Source organism: Methylovulum psychrotolerans (genome assembly GCF_002923755.1).
In the GTDB taxonomy this organism is placed as follows: domain Bacteria; phylum Pseudomonadota; class Gammaproteobacteria; order Methylococcales; family Methylomonadaceae; genus Methylovulum; species Methylovulum psychrotolerans.
On sequence record NZ_PGFZ01000002.1, the window covers coordinates 40,114 to 57,037 of the forward strand.

Below are 16,924 nucleotides of genomic sequence, written 5' to 3' on the forward strand. Positions count from 1 at the left end.
CTGTGGGAAAAATATAAGCCTATGCGACTTTTGCTAGTAGAAGATGATGAGATACTCGGTGACGGTTTGGTCGCTGGTTTGACGATGGAAGGCTATGCGGTGGATTGGCTGACCAACGGTAAGTTAGCGGACGAGGCCCTTAAGCTGAACAGCTATGAGCTGATTGTACTGGATTTAAACCTGCCGGATATGGACGGCTTGTCGATTCTACGCGCCCTGCGCTCGCGTAAGGACGAAACGCCTGTCATGGTGCTGACGGCCAGGGATACCGTGCCGGACCGCGTGTTGGGGCTGGACAGCGGTGCCGATGATTTTGTCATTAAGCCGTTTGATCTGGACGAAGTCTGTGCCCGGCTCCGCGCGTTGGCGCGGCGCAATGAAGGCCGGAGTGTGCCGACGATTGAATATAAAGGTGTGGTGCTGGATCCGGCGGCGCATCAGGTGACATTCAACAATGAAAAAGTTGAGTTGTCGCAAAAAGAATTCGAGATACTTAATTTTTTAATGGGCAATATCGGGCGGGTGATTTCCCGCGCCCGGCTGGAAGAGAGTTTGTATTCGTGGAATGCCGACATCGAAAGTAATACAGTTGAGGTGCATATCCACCATTTGCGCAAAAAGCTTGATGCCAGCCTGATCCGCACGGTGCGCGGGGTCGGTTACATTATTGACAGCGACACCGGACAATGAATTATTCCTTACGCCAATTATTGCTGGTCAGTCTGCTGTCGGCGGCGATGCTGATTTGGGGCATTGCCGCCTATGTCAGTTACAAGCAGACCCGCACCGAAGTCGCCAATCTGTTCGATGCCGAGCTGTCGCAATCGGCACGGGTGTTACATGCCTTTGTCGAAAGCTTGTTGCGTGAAGGCTCGTTGTCGAGTTTATGGAGCCAAGGGCAGTTGGATAAAAATCTCCATGATTATGCTTTAAAGCATAAGTTTAAGCGCAAAAACGGTGTGCAGTTATGGGCATGGAATACCGATTTTTTTGCCCAGTCTAACGACAAGCCAAATTTTTCTGTGCAGGGTTTTGATAAGGGGCGTATCGACAGCCAGTTATGGTATGTGTTTGACGATGTCCTGCAAGCCAATGCCTTAGGCCGGGATTATGAGCGCAAAATCGCTTTCCAGCTCTGGTCGAAAAAAGATGGCCTGTTGCTGCGCTCGGAAAGCGCGCCTAAATTCGCTTTTTCTAAAGAGGATGACGGTTTCAGCCAAGCCAATATTGACGGGCAGTTATGGCATGTCTTTAGTATTTCCGATGCGACAGGCCAATATGTGGTGCATGTCGGGCAGAAGGAAGAGATCCGCGCCGAATTGACCGATGAAATTTCCGCGCATACAGCGTTGCAGTTGCTGATAGGCCTGCCGTTTTTGGGCTTGGTGATTTGGTTTATTGTCGGGCATTGTTTAAAGCCTTTGGATAGGCTAGAGCGGTCATTGTCCAAGCGTGAGGCCAGTTATCTTAAGCCTTTGTCCACGCGCAAACTGCCCAATGAGATTTTGCCCGTGGTCTACGAAATTAACAACCTGTTCGCCCAGCTTGAGCAGGCGTTTGAGCATGAGCGGCGTTTTACCTCGGATGCCGCGCATGAGCTGCGGACACCGCTGGCGGGTTTATTGACCCAAGCCCAAGTGGCTTTGCGTACCCATGATGATGATGTCCGCAAGCAGGCCTTAAAGCGCATCGAGCAGGCGGTCAATCGGATGACCTATATGGTGCAACAATTGTTGACCTTTTCGCGGATTGAATCCAGCGCGGAATTTTTGACCCAAGAGCCGACACCTTTAGGGCGTGAGGTGGTGCAGATCGTCGCCGAATTGGAGCCGGAAGCGTATAAAAAAGGCATTTTTATGGAATTTGTCGAGGATAACCCGCCGCCTGTGCAGGTGAATCCGCCGCTGATGGCGATTTTAATCCGTAACATCATTGATAACGCCATTAAGTATACCCCTGCCAAAGGTTCGATCCTGATTAGCTTGGTAGAGAAAGACGGTCAGTTGCTGTTATCGGTGGAAGATTCGGGGCCGGGCATTGCCCCTGACCAGTATGAAAAATCCCTGCAACGCTTCCACCGTTGTACGGAAACGGCGCATACCGCGCCGGGTACGGGCTTGGGGTTCTCGATTGTCGAGCGTATTGCCGCCATCCACAATGCCGATTTGATACTGGGTGTGTCGCAGTTGGGCGGCCTGAAAGTGACTATCGGCTTCCCTTTGCAAAAAGCCGACAGCAACCAATCGTGGCAACGCAAGCTGAGTTTTTTCAAAAGCTTGGCGGAATAGGCCGCAGAGCACTTAAGATAAATACTTTACCGTTCGGCAATGACCGGATTTGCTAAAGTGCCGATACCTTCAATCTCTACGCGCACGGTTTGCCCCGGCTTTAAATAGCCGCGCGGTTTCATTTTTACCCCAACCCCCGCTGGTGTGCCGGTAGCGATCACATCGCCGGGCTCTAGGGTCATGGCCTGCGATAAATAGGCGACCATTTCATAGCAGTTAAACAGCATTTGTCCGGTATTGGCGTTTTGCCGCAACTCGTCGTCCACCCACGTTTTAATTGTCAGATTATGCGGGTCGGGGATTTCGTCGGCGGTGACCAGCCACGGCCCTAATGGCCCGCAAGTGTCGAACGATTTGCCGACCATCATGGTCGGGGCGTGCATTTGCCAATCCCGCACGGAGACATCGTTGGCGACGGTAAAACCGGCAATGACTTCGCGGGCTTTGTCTACGGGGACATGGCGGCAGCGTTGACCGATGACAAAGGCCAGTTCACCCTCGTAATCGAGCTTATCGGATACTTTCGGTTGCTGGATGGCCGTGCCGTGTCCGATGACACAAGTGCTTTGTTTGGTGAAAAAACTGGGATATTCGGGGCGTTCACGGCCTGTCTCGGCAATATGGTCGGCATAGTTAAGGCTGATGGCCAGATATTTTCCTGGTCTTGGCACAGGTGATGCTAGGATAACTTCGTTTAAAGGGATGCGCCTGCCCTGGCCGCTGATAAGCCATTGTTGCATCGCGGCCATTGCAGTAGTGCCTGCCGCGAGAAAGTCCAACATTTGTGCGGGCAGGTCGGGGCTACCATCACTATCAATGACATAGTTGCCGACGACTGCACCCATTCGGGTGCTATTTTGGTGCGTAAAAGTGACGAGTTTCATGATGAGTTCCTAGGAGCAAGGTTTTTAGTAAAGTGCGGCTATGAGTAAATCGGGTAACTAGTTGATATTTTTTGGCTTGGATGCGTTTTGATGGGCAAAGCTCGGCCACTCTGTGACTTATTTACAATTGACGGTATTGTGTCGGCAATGTTATCGTTTGCTAAACTCTACAAGCACAGGGCGTGGCGGCTCTGCCGATAGGCGGCGGTGGAGACAATATAACAATAAACTATAACGTAAGTACCCCCAGTGAAACAATTGCTGACGGGTTTTTTTAATAACGAGGAATACGAGAAATGAAACCAAATTGGATTGCCCCTTCTATTTTATCCGCCAATTTCGCCAAATTAGGCGAAGAAGTCGATAACGTGTTGGCTGCTGGGGCCGATATTGTCCATTTTGACGTGATGGACAACCATTTCGTCCCTAATTTGACCATCGGGCCTTTAGTGTGTGAAGCATTAAGAAAGCACGGTGTCACTGCACCGATTGACGTGCATTTAATGGTAGAACCTGTTGACCGCATTATCCCTGATTTTGCCAAAGCAGGTGCGAGCATTATTACGTTTCATCCTGAAGCGTCTATACATATTGACCGGACTTTGCAATTGATCCATGACAACGGTTGCAAAGCGGGTTTGGTATTTAATCCGGGTACCCCTTTGCATTATCTGGATTACGTTATGGATAAGCTGGACATCATCTTATTGATGTCGGTCAATCCAGGTTTCGGCGGCCAATCGTTTATCCCTTCCGCATTGGATAAATTGCGCCAAGTCAGAAAAATCATCGATGACAGCGGCTTAGACATTCGTTTAGAAATCGACGGTGGCGTCAAAGCCGATAACATCCGTGCCATTAAGGCGGCGGGCGCCGATACTTTTGTGGCCGGTTCGGCGATTTTTAACCAACCGGATTATAAAAAAGTGATTGATGATATGCGGGTGGAATTAGCGTTGGCCGAGTAAACTGACGGGTATCCGGCAAGGATACGGCAGGCTGTCAGATTCTGAAAATGCCGCCGCAACCTCAATATCGGTTGTGGCGGTGTTTCTTCGGAAAAGTTTTCTAGCTTTATCCCAGTTTGCATAGGGTATCACCCTATTGTCGCTAAAGGCCTGTGATGGCCGACAACTCAGCCGACAGACATGCCAAGCGTTTTAATCGTCATAAATTAGTGGGTTAATGCCTATACCCCTATCATTGCCATCGTGCAAAAATGTTTCTTCTTTCAAAAATGCTCATTTTAAGTTAATCCGCGTGTAGCAATAAAACTACTGTAGATAAGATATTTTTAAGCCGTTCTTTGAGAGGTTATCCCTCCTCTATAAATTTATTGGAAATTCAAAATATGAATGAAAAAACAGCTATCCAAGTATTTGGTGATATTAAAGCCTTGTTTCATGATAATAAGCTTGATGACGCATTAGAGATGGCGGAATTGGCATTACAGTTATTTCCTGATGAAGCGGAAGGGCATTATTTATGCGCGGAAATTTACCGCCAAAAAGGCATTAATAATGACCAAATTCTTGGTTATCTGAGTCGGGCTTATGAGTTGGATTCCCATCGGATTGAGTATATTGGCCGCTTGGCAGAGCGGTGCTTCATGGAAGGCAAGCTTGATCTGGCGATAAGCTATTATCAAGAAATATTAAGCCGCGAGCCTGTAGTTTGGGGCTATATAGGTTTAGGTAACGCTTTAGAGATGAAGGGCGAGTTTAATGTTGCCGCCTTGTATTTTCAACGGGCGGTTGATTTAAACCCGAACCGCTCAGATGCGTTGCTGGCGCGATTGGAAAAAATCCGCCTAAAACAGCTCAATACCCTGATTGTGATAGATGAATATAAGAAACTTATTTCTGATCATTTGGATGAGGGGCAGTTATTTGACATCACTAAATTAATCGCCCTTTTGTATGCCGGCATTTGTGAAACGACGGAAGCGGCTTATTTTTACCAAAAAGTGGCGGAGTTATATGAGAGTTTACTCGCTGATTATGGGGTGGAAAATCCGCAAATAATCCATCCGGGGATTACCCAATCGACCCGTGAGGGGCAATACGGCTGTATCCGCTCTGTGAATGAGGAAGGCATCCGTGGCTGGTTTTTCGATATGGCCGCGGAACCAGACGCACCCGTTGCCTTGGATATTTTCTTGGATAATAAAAAATTGGGCACGGTTGTCACCGATACGGTGGATACCTATGTGTCGGCTATCTATGGCGTACCCGTGCGCTGCGAATTCAGCTTAAAATGGAGTGATGTCTGTCTGGACGGACAATTTGATTTCCATGATAAAACCATCAAACACCTGCTGACCTGCCAAGTTTCCGGTACTGACCAGTATTTGTTGGTGATGGCCGACCCCGTTACCCTTGAGTTGTTGGAGGAATGGAGCAAGTACGGTTTTATTGATATGAGCGGGCATATTTCTGACCGCTACGAAAGCACTGCCGTTACCGATACCGCAGAAGGTGAGGAAGATGAGTCGGTTGTTGAGCCAGTGGCCGGGTTGATAGCAGATTATGTCGTTACCAAGATCATCGAACTGGATGATAGCCTGAAATATCAATACGAAAAGATCAAGGACGGTTTTGACATCTCTTATTATCTGACTAAGTATCCCGAAGTCAGAAAGGAGCAAGTTGATCCGATTGCCCATTATCTTACTGTCGGGGCAGCAAAAGGCTTTGATCCGAATTTGGAGTTTGAATCCAAATATTATTTGGATAACAATCATGATGTTAAGGATAGCGGTGTCAATCCATTTTATCATTACATAGTTTCAGGACGTTACGAGGGGCGGGTTTACAAACCGTTCGCTGCGGCTGAAAGAAAAACTCTCGGTACGTTGCAAACATTAGAAAGCCGTGCCAAACATTGGCTGAGCCGCGACCGGAACCCTTTAGTCGGCAAATCTATCCTCAGCCTTTTGTTGGATAAGTTTTTGACCGACAGCACCAGCATCGTTTTATCCGTCAGCCATGACAATGCCATGTCGGGTGTGGGCGGCATTCAATTGGCGATTCAGCAAGAGTTGGAGCTTTTTAATGCTGAAGGTTATTTGTATATCCATTTATACCCAAAGCAACCCTTGCCGATTTTGGACCTTTCCGAAACCTCGCGGACATTCTATTATGGCATGAGCCTGAATGGCACTTGGGTGGGCTTTGTCAGCAGCGACTGCTTGGTTGAGGTGTTTTCTGACTATAGCGCTAACTATTCGGGTGACAAAGAGTGGCTGATGTTGGTCCATTCTTTATTGGGCTGTAATGTCGATTCGTTATTGGCTTTGCACAGCGCCTTTAAATTTAACCAAGCGTATCTGTGGCTGCATGATTATTTTATGATCTGCCCGCAATATACTTTATTGAGAAACGACATTACTTATTGTAATGCGCCTAAAATTGATAAAGCCGGTTGTGAAATATGCGTTTACCATGACGATAGGGTCAAGCATTTGGCGCAGTTTGAAATCTTATTTGGCACGATCCCTTTCTCATTGATTGCCCCTTCTGCGGTCGCCGCGCAAATTTTTGTCGATAAGACGACTTTGCCTTATAAAAATGTGGTCGTTTCCCCGCATCGGTATTTAGAGAAAACGCTGTTGCCGGTTCCAAAAGCGAAAAAACATCCAGAAATTAGGGTGGCTTATTTGGGGCAACTGGTCGGTCATAAAGGCTGGTTTGAGTTTGAAAAATTAGCCGAAACGTTCGGCACTAGCGGCAAATATAAATTTTATGTGTTTGGGGTTACTAATCCTGAGGTAAAGCATATTACCCATCTTAGCGTCCATGTCTCTAACACCGACCCGGATGCCATGATTACGGCATTAAAAGATAATGCGATAGATGTGGTGGTGTTGGGTTCAAAGTGGCCGGAAACGTTTTGTTTTACTGCCCACGAAGCGTTGGTTTCAGGGGCGGCGTTGGTCGCGCACAAAGATAGCGGCAATGTGGTGGCCTTGATTCAGCAATATGAGTGCGGCCAGATATACGACAATATCCAGCAATTGGTGGCTATGTTTTCGGGTGGGGCTGTCGACCAGTTGCTTGAGGCCTCCAAAGCCTATACCTATACCTTAAAGCCTGGCGTTATGTCAGCGTGTGTTCTTGAAAACGTTAATTGATTGAGGTGCCCAGTGAGCGATGTCCATGTCTATACCAGTTGCAACTATTATTATCTTGATCGTGCCAAAGTGCTGGCGACCAGCTTAAAAAGGCATAATCCTAATTATACGTTTTGGTTGCTGCTAACCGATTATCCTGATGATGTCTATAGCCACGATTGGAGTGCCGAGCCGTTTGATAAGGTGTTTTGGAGTACCGACTTGCCGGTACAAAACGTTAACCAATGGATGTTTAAGCATGATGTGGTGGAGTTGTGTACGGCGGTAAAGGGGCCGTTTTTAGAATATTTGCTGGCCCAAGGCTGCGAAAAAGTCATTTATTTAGACCCTGACATCGCTGTTTTTGATAGCCTTGGTTCTATCGAAAGGTTGCTCGATACTTACAGCATCGTCCTGACTCCGCACCAGTTGGAACCGGAAAGCAAACATGAGGTGTTTGCTATTCAAGATAACGAGTTGTGTTCATCGTTGCATGGCGTTTTTAACTTGGGCTTTGTGGCCGTTAAAAATAACAAGCAAGGCAACCAATTTGCGACGTGGTGGAGTGACCGCCTACAAGCGTTTTGTTTCGACGAGAAAGACAAGGGGATTTTTGTTGACCAAAAATTATGCGACCTAGCCCCCTGTTATTTCAGCGAACTGTATATTCTGCGGGATTATGGCTGTAATGTCGCCAGTTGGAACTTAGGCCATAGAAAAATTAAAATCACCGATGAGGGTACTATTTTAGTTAAGAATGATACGCTGAAGTTTTATCATTTTACCAAATTAGGGCCAATTGGTGACATAATGACGGAGCGCTATGCGAAGGATAATGTCGAGGTCTATGAGTTGTGGGCGTGGTATAAGCGCAAGGTTATCGAGTTTAAAGATGAGCGGTTGCCCAAAACGTGGTATTACGGTTACTATGCGAATGGCGAAAAAGTGACCAACGAGGCCCGTATCCTCTATCGCCATAGAAAAGACCTGCAAAATTATTTTACCGACCCTTATTCTACCGAAAAAGACGGCGGTTATTATCAGTGGTTTTTAGTGAATGCATGATATTGTTTCTTAGAAGCCATACCGCAACTGTTCTGTATTTCCAATAGGGAAGGGCGGCTTTTACCCCGTAGTTTTTATATACTTCAATCGGTTTGGGTGGGACGTTATTGTCTTATACAGACCGGATTTTGACAGGCATTTGTACGGGCTGTCTATTTTTTACTGGATCAATAACAAATGAGTAATTTTTGGCTCTTAGAATATCAAGCAATCACTAAAATCGAAGATTATGATCTTGATTCGCTTATGTTTGCTATCGACAATCCAAGCAACGGTGAGCTTTTTTCAAATCACATGGTTGAAATAGCGGGTTGGGTTGTTAGTTTGAAGGAAGGTTTTTATATTGAAAACTTACAATTTATAATTGGCGATAGAGGATTTCATGAGGTTACCTCATTTTCTCCTAGGCCTGACGTAAAAAAAGTCATTCAGGCCAGTAAAGATAAGGCGGTTGAGCTTAATTGCGGATTTCGGGTGTCAATTCCTGCTTATCTCACTAACAAAGATTGTCCCTTAATGTTGGTTGCTATCCTTTCAGATGGCGTTATCCGATATCCGATAAATTTATGCACATTAGTTTTCCTCAGTTCGCGTAAGGAATTGCTTGGGCAGTTAGCGTTTACCCCAGTAGTTGTTACGAGTACGGGCAGGAGCGGCAGTACCATATTATGTAGGGCGTTAACACACCACCCTAATGCGGGGGTGTCTAATGTTTTGGATAATCCAGGAGAGTTGCGTTTTATTGAACACTTTTTAATGAATTGTCTTATTCAGACCGGACAATGTCCTGGGACTGATTTGAATAAAGGTAGCCTTTATAGCAGCTTAGAATATTTGGAACGCCCGCCATTTTTGGCGCCCAGTTTGTTTAAGAAGGCAGGTGACAGTAAATTAAAAGCCTATGTTTGCCACACTTATCCTAAGGATTATCAAAAAGGGCTTTTTACGTTGTTAGCCAGTTATTTTGCAACATGCTACACCAGCCCAGACAAGCCTGCACCGACCCATTTAGTGGAAAAGTCTTGGGATCCTATTGGGATTTATTTAGGGCATTTGATGATTGAAGGCTTTAAGGAAGTCATTCTGATTAGAAATTTTAGCGATTATCTAAGTTCTAGAATTAAGTTCCTGAAAAAAATACATCAAACAGATTCGTTAGAAAATGAGATTGAATTATATGCAAGTAGGATTGCTAATTTTGTTAGGTCGGTTAATTTTCGCGGTAACTGCGCCTTAGTGGTAAGGTTTGAGGATCTTGTTTCTGGCGATGAGGCGGTGCTTGGGGGGATTTTAGATTTTGTCGGTCTTGAAAACACTCCCGATATATTGAAACGGCTCTCATCAGTCATTTTGGAACGTGATACTGTTTTTGAGCAGCATGTTACCCAAGATGAACAGCTTGATCCGACTGAGCAAACCTTGGTTGATCGGATTATATCTAAGTTTTCAACTGAATTTGGCTCACTGGGGCTTCCTGTTAAATAAATGGTTGCCCGACCTTAAAAATTGAAAAATTTTCGGTCGCGGGCTTATCCTGTCTATGTTTTTGAAAGAGCTGATAATTGTCTGGGAGGTATGGGCTTAAAAATATGTTGCAGCTAAAAAGCTTACCTAAAAAAGATTTTTAAATTGACTTGTGCATAGTTTAATCTGAACCCAGTTTAACTGAAAAATAGTAAAAATAATTAAGGTATAAAAATGAAAAAAGCACGAAAGAACCAGGCGAAGAAAAAACCAAAACTGATCAACAAAAATATCCGTATCAATACCCAACTGGAGCAGTTTATGACCGTTGATTTGAATTCGTTAACAACAACCCAGCTTATCGAAGAAGCGAACATCCTAAACAAGGCGGTTGATGATGCGCAGCCTGAGCAAGTGCTGGAGCAGCGTACCCGTATTGCTGAGATGGTCGAGATTTGGATGAAAAAAACCCAACAAGTGCCTGAATGGGCCGCTACTCTCCACGCCAAGCAACTTATTGGCAGTGCTTTGGCTTGTGATGCCTTGGCGACTGCGAATAAAGGCGATGATGATACAGCTGCTGGTTACTGGTTAAAAGGCAGCTTATTGTTTAGCCAAGTTTTGTCCCTGTATCCCAACCAACCGGAGTGGGTGGCAAATTATCATCAGAAGCATTTGTTGGAAGGTGGTGCGGCGTTTGATCGTGTGGCGCAGGCCAGTAAAGGTACTGACGACCTTAAAACCGCCGACTATTGGGTAAAAGGCTCGGCGTTATTGGGTGAGTATGTCAAGCTTTACCCGAATGCGCCTGAATGGCTTGCACCTATGTACACCAAGCAGTTGCTGGAAGGCGGCATGATTTATGACCGCTTGGCGGATGCCGCTAAAAATAGCGATGATGATAGGGCTGCGGATTATTGGGTGAATGGCGCTTTGTTATTGGGCCGTCTGGTGGCACAGTATCCTGACCAACCTGAGTGGGTGGCGCGGTTATTTGAAAAGCAATTTTTAGAAGGTGGGGTAGCGGGTGACCGTGCCGCGAGCGCCAATAAAGGCACAGATGACGCTAAAGCGGCGGATAATTGGCTAAAAGGTGCGGCGTTATTGTGGCAGTATTTGAAGATGACGGCTGATGCCCCTGAATGGGTCATTAACTCCCATAAAAAGCAATTGCTTGAAGGTGGGCTTGCTTGTGACCGTGTTGCCGTCGCCAGTAAAGGTGTCGATGATGTTAAAGCCGCTGATTATTGGACAAAAGGGGCCTTATTACTGGGCCGGTATTTGAAGCTGTATGGTAATGATCAGGAATGGGTATTGAATGCCCATGCCAAACAATTATTGGAAGGCAGTGTTGCTTGCCATCGCGTGGCTACTGATAAAAAAGCCCAAAATGATGCCGCCGCTGCGGATTTTTGGGCGCAGGCGGCAGTCTTATTCGGGCAATTGCTGGCAGATTATCCTGAGCAACCGGAATGGGTTGTCACCCATCGGGATATTGCCAAAAATAATGCCTCAGCAACGCCTTATTTGGCGCAATTGATAGACTTGGACGCATTTGACAAGGCGTTTTGTGTAAAAAAAAAATAGCCTTAGATAAAATCGTTAAGCTAGCCGCTGACGACGCTTTATCTGAGCCGACTGGTGCACCTGCCCGCGATTTGGGTGCGCCATGCCGTAACCAACAGGCTATTTTAATCCTTGGGATGCACCGTAGCGGCACTTCGGTGCTGACGCGGGTCATCAACTTATTGGGGGTCGATTTAGCCGACCATTTAATGACACCTAATTGGGATAACGAGGCGGGCTATTGGGAGTCGTTTGAGTTGGCGCAAATCCATGACGATTTGTTCGCCTTGTTGGGTTCGTCTTGGGATGATCTGTTACCGATTGATGAAAGTTGGTTAGCCTCGCTTATCGGCAACGACTATAAGGCGATTCTGGGCGCTTATTTGCTCAAGCAGTTTAGCTATTCGCCGTGTTTTGCCATTAAAGACCCGCGTATGTGCCGATTCATCCCTTTATGGCTGGATGTTTTGAAAACGCTAAAGGTGCAGGTTAAGGTGGTGATCCCTTACAGGCATCCTGTTGAAGTGGCGAAGTCGTTGGAAAAAAGGGATTTATTTTTATGGGAAAAAACCTTTTTGGTGTGGTTGCGGCATATTTTGGCGGCTGAATTCCATACGCGCGGCTTAAAACGCTGTTTTGTCAATTATAGTGATTTGTTACAGGAACCTGGACAAACCATGGCGCGTATTTCTAAGCAGTGTGCGATTGCTTGGCCAAATAGCTCGCCTGAGGTTATGGCCGCTGCCTTAGCGGCAATAGAACCGACCTATTACCATCAACGTATGCCAGCGACCGATGCGGTTTTTGCAGGCTTTTCAGAATTAATTCCCCGTGCTTACCGTGCTGTCGGCAAGTTAAGGCTGCGCAGCGATAATAAGCAAGCCTTGGCACAGCTAGATGCCATTAGTGAATGTTTATGCCAAGCCGATAAGCTTTATCAGGCGATTATCATCGATAAAAACAATGACATCCAGTATTTGTTCGATGCCTATAATAGTGATGGTGAGCCGTCCGAATAATGCTTTAAGCCATTCCCGACAAAGCGCCAGCAATGCCTATACTGCCCATTTATTAAGCTAAATAGGCTGTTTTTGCGGTGGCGACCGCGCTAAAATGCCCCCGTATTGCATTCCCTCCCAATTGCTGCCACCCAAATCCGCTATTTTCGGTTATAATCGAACATTTAACCGTACCTTGCCACGCTTGGGTTTTGCCATAACATCTTGTGCCAGCCATCATGACCCCTGAACAATTCGCCCTTTATGCCCAACAAGGCTATAACCGTATTCCGGTTTGCCGTGAGATCCTCGCCGATTTGGATACGCCTTTAAGTGCGTATCTGAAATTAGCTGACGGAGCCTATTCTTATCTGTTTGAATCGGTGCATGGTGGTGAGCAGTGGGGACGTTATTCGATTCTGGGCTTACCTTGCCAGACGGTGCTGAAAGTTAGCGGTTACGACATCCGCTTAGAAAAAAATGGCGAGTTGCTCGAAGCTGTTACCGACAGTAACCCGCTGGTGTGGATAGAACAATTCAAAGCCCGCTATAAAGTGCCGGATGTTGACGGCTTGCCGCGCTTTAGCGGCGGCTTGGTGGGCTATTTTGGTTATGAGACCATCGCCTATATCGAGCCTAAGGCTTGCCGGATGGCCAAGCCGGATGTGCTGGGCTGTCCTGATATTATCCTGATGGTATCGGAAGAGATACTGGTGTTTGATAACCTGTCCGGTAAAATGCTCTTATTGACCCATGCCGACCCTGCCGAGGCCGATGCCTATACCCAAGCGGTCGCGCGTTTGGACGCGCTGGCCATTAAATTGCGCACGGTGCAGATTAAAACCGATACTGGCCACCAGCCGAAAAGTGTCGATGAAGCGGATTTTGTCTCCGGCTTTACCCAACAAGGTTACGAAGACGCGGTACGCAAAGCTAAAGAGTACATCACCGATGGCGACATCATGCAGGTGGTCTTGTCGCAACGCATGTCCATCCCTTATACGGCCTCGCCGTTGACGCTGTACCGGGCTTTGCGGTGTCTGAACCCCTCGCCGTATATGTTCTACCTGAACCTGGATGGTTTCCATATCGTCGGCTCTTCGCCGGAAATTCTGGTCAGATTGGAAGACGATACGGTGACAGTGCGCCCGATAGCCGGCACCCGCCGCCGGGGCGCGACTGCCGAGCAGGATTTGGCGCTGGAAAAAGAATTGTTGGCAGACCCGAAAGAGCTGGCCGAGCATCTGATGCTGATTGATTTAGGCCGTAACGACACCGGACGGGTGGCGGAAATCGGCACGGTGCAACTGACCGATAAAATGATTGTCGAACGTTATTCGCATGTTATGCACATTGTTTCCAATGTCACCGGCACACTTAAATCTGGCCAAACCGCCTTTGATGTCTTGGCGGCGACGTTTCCGGCGGGTACGGTCAGCGGTGCGCCAAAAATCCGCGCGATGGAGATTATCAACGAATTGGAGCCGGTTAAGCGCGGCATCTATTCCGGCGCGGTCGGCTATGTGTCCTGGTCGGGCAATTTAGACACGGCGATTGCCATCCGCACCGCCGTCATCAAAGATAACATGTTATACATACAAGCGGGGGCGGGTATCGTCTATGATTCGGTGCCGACGAGCGAATGGGAAGAAACAATGAATAAAGGCCGGGCAATTTTCCGCGCCGTGGCAATGGCAGAGGCCGGTTTGGCAGGAGCAAGGGTATGAGCGCGATTAATCTGGTGATGGTCGATAATTACGACTCGTTCACTTACAATCTGGTGCAGTATTTTGGTGAACTGGGCGCGAAGGTAACGGTAGTCCGTAATGACCAAGTGACGGTTGAGGACATCCGCCGCTTGTCACCCGATAAAATTGTCATTTCCCCCGGCCCTTGTTCGCCGAAAGAGGCAGGGGTGTCGGTCGCTACCATTACCGAATTGGCGGGCGAAATCCCGATATTAGGGGTGTGTTTGGGGCATCAGAGCATTGGTTATGCTTTCGGCGGTGACATCGTCCATGCCAAAAGCATTATGCACGGTAAGACCTCGCTGGTTTACCATCATAATAACGGTGTGTTCCAAGGCCTTAGCAACCCCTTTACCGCCACCCGCTACCATTCCTTGGTGATTGCCCAAGCCAGCTTGCCCGATTGTTTGGAAGTGACCGCATGGACGCAAGATGCCGACGGCAACCAAGATGAAATTATGGGTGTACGCCATAAGACCTTGGACATAGAGGGTGTGCAGTTCCACCCCGAATCCATCCTTACCGAATACGGCCACGAATTGCTGGCGAATTTTTTGCGGCGGTAAACGGCTTACTGTTCTATTGCTGGCGCGGGCGGTGCCTGCGCCAGCCTTTTGCCTGCTCCCTAATGGGGGGTGGGTTTTCTTAAGCGCCTTGTCGGCCTGTATAGCATTTCTCACGAAGTCTTGTGCCTTTCGATCAGAACCTTCCTGATGCACAACCCTTTAGGGAACACTCGTTATGCCTGGCTACCATGTCAAATTTGAAACCGTCACTGTCGGCGGTTTTGCGTATCAAATCCGCTCGCTTGCTGACCTCCAGCAATATTACGATCCCTTGCAAGAAGCCGAATTGGCGGGCATTTCCCCGGCCAGTTGGCCGCTGTTTGGGCATTTATGGCCATCGGCGCGGATTCTCGCCCAAGCCATGCACAGCTTGGAATTGACCGGACAGCGCATTCTTGAGATTGGCGCAGGACTGGCCCTCGCCAGTTTGGTCATCCATCGGCGGGCGGGGGATATGACGGTGAGCGATTGGCATCCTTTAAGCCAAACGTTTTTAAACGAAAATACCCGCTTGAACCAACTGTCGGTACTGAAATACCATGCCGGCAACTGGGCGGGGAAGAATCCGGGGCTGGGGCAGTTTGATCTGATTATTGGTAGTGATGTGTTATACGAACGCCAACAGCCGGGCCAACTCGCCGCCTTTATCCACAGTCATGCCGCTCCCGCCGCCGAGATTATTATTGTTGACCCCAACCGGGGCAACCGCGTCGGTTTCTGTCGGGCCATGGCGGATTTGGGCTATGGCTTCACCAGTAAAACCGCCGACCGCCTTATCGAAAACGGCGACCCATATAAGGGGCGTTTGCTGACGTTTGCCCAATGCTTGGCAAGCTAGCGGCGCGTGGGTGAATTTTTTGCTGATCTGCACTATACTGGCTTTATTTGAACGATAATGCTGAGCAAGGCATTTTTTCCTTTCCTTTGTTAAGAGATTGCGTACATTTATGGATTACCCGGTTGATAATTTAGATGATGCTTATAATGCTTGTCACCCTGATAAGCCGTTAGAAAGTGGCGATCCTCGGTATTTGGATTTAAAAGATGTCCGCAATAAAAAAAGTGTCAATACCTTAGCGACGCGCATTATCCGCACCAGTCAGACTGAAGACTTTTGCAAGCAATTAGTCACAGGCCATACTGGATGCGGCAAATCCACCGAGCTAAAGCGCTTACAAAAACACTTGGAAAATTCCAGTTATTTTGTGATTTTTTTGGATGTGGAAAATAGTTTAGACCTACACCAGATCACTTATCAGGATGTCTTGTTAAATATTGCCCAAGGGGTTATTGAGGCCTTGGCTAAACAAGCGATAAATTTGGATAAGGGGCTTTTAAATGATTTGGATCTGTTGTTGGCAGAAAAAATAGTGACCCATGAGTATCTGACGGAAGCCAAAGCCAGTATTGGTATAGATACCCAAGCTGGCATAGATATTTTTGGTATCGGTAAATTCATCACGAAAATTATGGGCGAAGTACGCAGTGGTAGCAGCCACCGCGAACAAATCCGCGAAAGGATCAAAGGCGTTCAGCAAGAATTTATCGCTAAATTAAACGATTTGTTGATTGCCGCACGGGTGAAATTGAAAACTAAAGGTCATGCCGATATAGTCTTCATTGTCGATGGCTTAGAAAAAATCAGGGAAAGTGCGACCTACAATGATTTATTTATCGAACACGCCGAGCAACTGAATGAAATAGGCGCACATGTTTTATATACTATTCCGATTGCCTTGGCTTTTAATGCCAATTTAGGCGATTTTTTTGCTAATGATGTGTTTTTCATGCCGATGGTCAAATATCAAACACCAGAAGGTAAGCAATATTTAGCGGATTTAATCGATAAACGTATGCAAGTAGCGCTATTGTTTGCTGATCCGGCTTTGTTACAGCGTCTGATTGCCATGAGTGGCGGTTCCATACGCGATTTGTTGCGTTTAATTCGGATTGCCTCCGAAACCGAGGAAAGCCAGATTAAAGACGTTGATATTGATCGCGCCATCAGCCATTTGGTTAAGGAATATGACCGTCTGGTCAAAGAAGAAGATGTTGAGTTTCTGAAAGAAATTGCCGCTGCCCGACGGGTCATAAAAGATAAAGATAAGCGTTACGAACGTTTATTAAGTTTGCGCTTGGTGAATGAATACGAAAACGGCAAGCCTTGGGCGGATTTACATCCCGCTTTAAGGGAAATCAGTTGGTTACAAGCTAAATTAACCGCGCCTAATTGA

General features: G+C 47.2%; 13 protein-coding genes. 12 read left to right on the plus strand and 1 reads right to left on the minus strand.

What is annotated here, in order from left to right:
* Positions 1–21 precede the first annotated feature (21 nt).
* Together AADEFJLK_RS05870 and AADEFJLK_RS05875 are read left to right on the plus strand one after the other, a co-directional pair.
* Positions 22–690, plus strand: coding sequence for a response regulator (locus AADEFJLK_RS05870; RefSeq protein ID WP_088617597.1), 669 nt, complete (start codon positions 22–24; stop codon positions 688–690).
* Positions 687–2,288 (plus strand): ATP-binding protein, encoded by a 1,602-nt coding sequence (locus AADEFJLK_RS05875; RefSeq protein ID WP_088617596.1) that lies wholly within the window; start codon positions 687–689, stop codon positions 2,286–2,288. Before AADEFJLK_RS05870 ends, AADEFJLK_RS05875 begins: the two co-directional genes overlap by 4 nt.
* 26 nt (positions 2,289–2,314) lie before the next feature.
* Here the strand turns inward: AADEFJLK_RS05875 and AADEFJLK_RS05880 are convergent, their stop codons facing one another.
* A complete protein-coding gene (locus AADEFJLK_RS05880) occupies positions 2,315–3,172 on the minus strand; it encodes a fumarylacetoacetate hydrolase family protein (protein ID WP_103973654.1) in 858 nt (285 codons plus the stop codon).
* Between the two features lie 296 nt (positions 3,173–3,468).
* Between AADEFJLK_RS05880 and rpe the strand changes: the two genes are divergently transcribed.
* From rpe to AADEFJLK_RS05930, 10 genes are all read left to right on the plus strand, one after another.
* Positions 3,469–4,140 (plus strand): ribulose-phosphate 3-epimerase, encoded by a 672-nt coding sequence (gene rpe / locus AADEFJLK_RS05885; RefSeq protein WP_088617594.1) that lies wholly within the window; start codon positions 3,469–3,471, stop codon positions 4,138–4,140.
* A gap of 383 nt (positions 4,141–4,523) precedes the next feature.
* A complete protein-coding gene (locus tag AADEFJLK_RS05890) occupies positions 4,524–7,304 on the plus strand; it encodes a tetratricopeptide repeat protein (protein WP_103973655.1) in 2,781 nt (926 codons plus the stop codon).
* A 12-nt stretch (positions 7,305–7,316) separates the two neighbouring features.
* Positions 7,317–8,348 (plus strand): hypothetical protein, encoded by a 1,032-nt coding sequence (locus AADEFJLK_RS05895; RefSeq protein WP_103973656.1) that lies wholly within the window; start codon positions 7,317–7,319, stop codon positions 8,346–8,348.
* Positions 8,349–8,525: 177 nt separating this feature from the next.
* Positions 8,526–9,833 carry a sulfotransferase family protein gene (locus AADEFJLK_RS05900; RefSeq protein ID WP_103973657.1) on the plus strand — a complete coding sequence of 436 codons (1,308 nt, stop codon included), beginning with the start codon at positions 8,526–8,528 and terminating at the stop codon, positions 9,831–9,833.
* Between the two features lie 213 nt (positions 9,834–10,046).
* The gene (locus AADEFJLK_RS05905; protein WP_103973658.1) at positions 10,047–11,399 is read left to right on the plus strand and encodes a hypothetical protein; all 1,353 of its coding nucleotides are present in this window, start codon (positions 10,047–10,049) and stop codon (positions 11,397–11,399) included.
* Positions 11,381–12,397, plus strand: a complete 1,017-nt coding sequence (locus tag AADEFJLK_RS05910) for a sulfotransferase family protein (RefSeq protein ID WP_103973659.1) — start codon at positions 11,381–11,383, stop codon at positions 12,395–12,397. Before AADEFJLK_RS05905 ends, AADEFJLK_RS05910 begins: the two co-directional genes overlap by 19 nt.
* A gap of 218 nt (positions 12,398–12,615) precedes the next feature.
* Positions 12,616–14,103 (plus strand): anthranilate synthase component I, encoded by a 1,488-nt coding sequence (trpE, locus tag AADEFJLK_RS05915; RefSeq protein ID WP_088617588.1) that lies wholly within the window; start codon positions 12,616–12,618, stop codon positions 14,101–14,103.
* Entirely contained in the window at positions 14,100–14,690 is a 591-nt protein-coding gene (locus AADEFJLK_RS05920; RefSeq protein WP_088617587.1) for an anthranilate synthase component II, read from the plus strand. The genes trpE and AADEFJLK_RS05920 overlap by 4 nt, the downstream gene beginning before the upstream one ends.
* Positions 14,691–14,865: 175 nt before the next feature.
* The gene (locus AADEFJLK_RS05925; protein WP_103973660.1) at positions 14,866–15,528 is read left to right on the plus strand and encodes a class I SAM-dependent methyltransferase; all 663 of its coding nucleotides are present in this window, start codon (positions 14,866–14,868) and stop codon (positions 15,526–15,528) included.
* A gap of 109 nt (positions 15,529–15,637) precedes the next feature.
* The gene (locus AADEFJLK_RS05930) at positions 15,638–16,924 is read left to right on the plus strand and encodes an AAA family ATPase (RefSeq protein WP_103973661.1); all 1,287 of its coding nucleotides are present in this window, start codon (positions 15,638–15,640) and stop codon (positions 16,922–16,924) included.

Coding starts and splice junctions, on each gene's coding strand:
- AADEFJLK_RS05870 (WP_088617597.1), top strand. CDS start 22: ATGCGACTTTTGCTAGTAGAAGATGATGAGATACTCGGTGACGGTTTG.
- AADEFJLK_RS05905 (WP_103973658.1), top strand. CDS start 10,047: ATGAAAAAAGCACGAAAGAACCAGGCGAAGAAAAAACCAAAACTGATC.
- AADEFJLK_RS05925 (WP_103973660.1), top strand. CDS start 14,866: ATGCCTGGCTACCATGTCAAATTTGAAACCGTCACTGTCGGCGGTTTT.
- rpe (WP_088617594.1), top strand. CDS start 3,469: ATGAAACCAAATTGGATTGCCCCTTCTATTTTATCCGCCAATTTCGCC.
- trpE (WP_088617588.1), top strand. CDS start 12,616: ATGACCCCTGAACAATTCGCCCTTTATGCCCAACAAGGCTATAACCGT.
- AADEFJLK_RS05930 (WP_103973661.1), top strand. CDS start 15,638: ATGGATTACCCGGTTGATAATTTAGATGATGCTTATAATGCTTGTCAC.
- AADEFJLK_RS05875 (WP_088617596.1), top strand. CDS start 687: ATGAATTATTCCTTACGCCAATTATTGCTGGTCAGTCTGCTGTCGGCG.
- AADEFJLK_RS05890 (WP_103973655.1), top strand. CDS start 4,524: ATGAATGAAAAAACAGCTATCCAAGTATTTGGTGATATTAAAGCCTTG.
- AADEFJLK_RS05900 (WP_103973657.1), top strand. CDS start 8,526: ATGAGTAATTTTTGGCTCTTAGAATATCAAGCAATCACTAAAATCGAA.
- AADEFJLK_RS05920 (WP_088617587.1), top strand. CDS start 14,100: ATGAGCGCGATTAATCTGGTGATGGTCGATAATTACGACTCGTTCACT.
- AADEFJLK_RS05880 (WP_103973654.1), bottom strand. CDS start 3,172: ATGAAACTCGTCACTTTTACGCACCAAAATAGCACCCGAATGGGTGCA.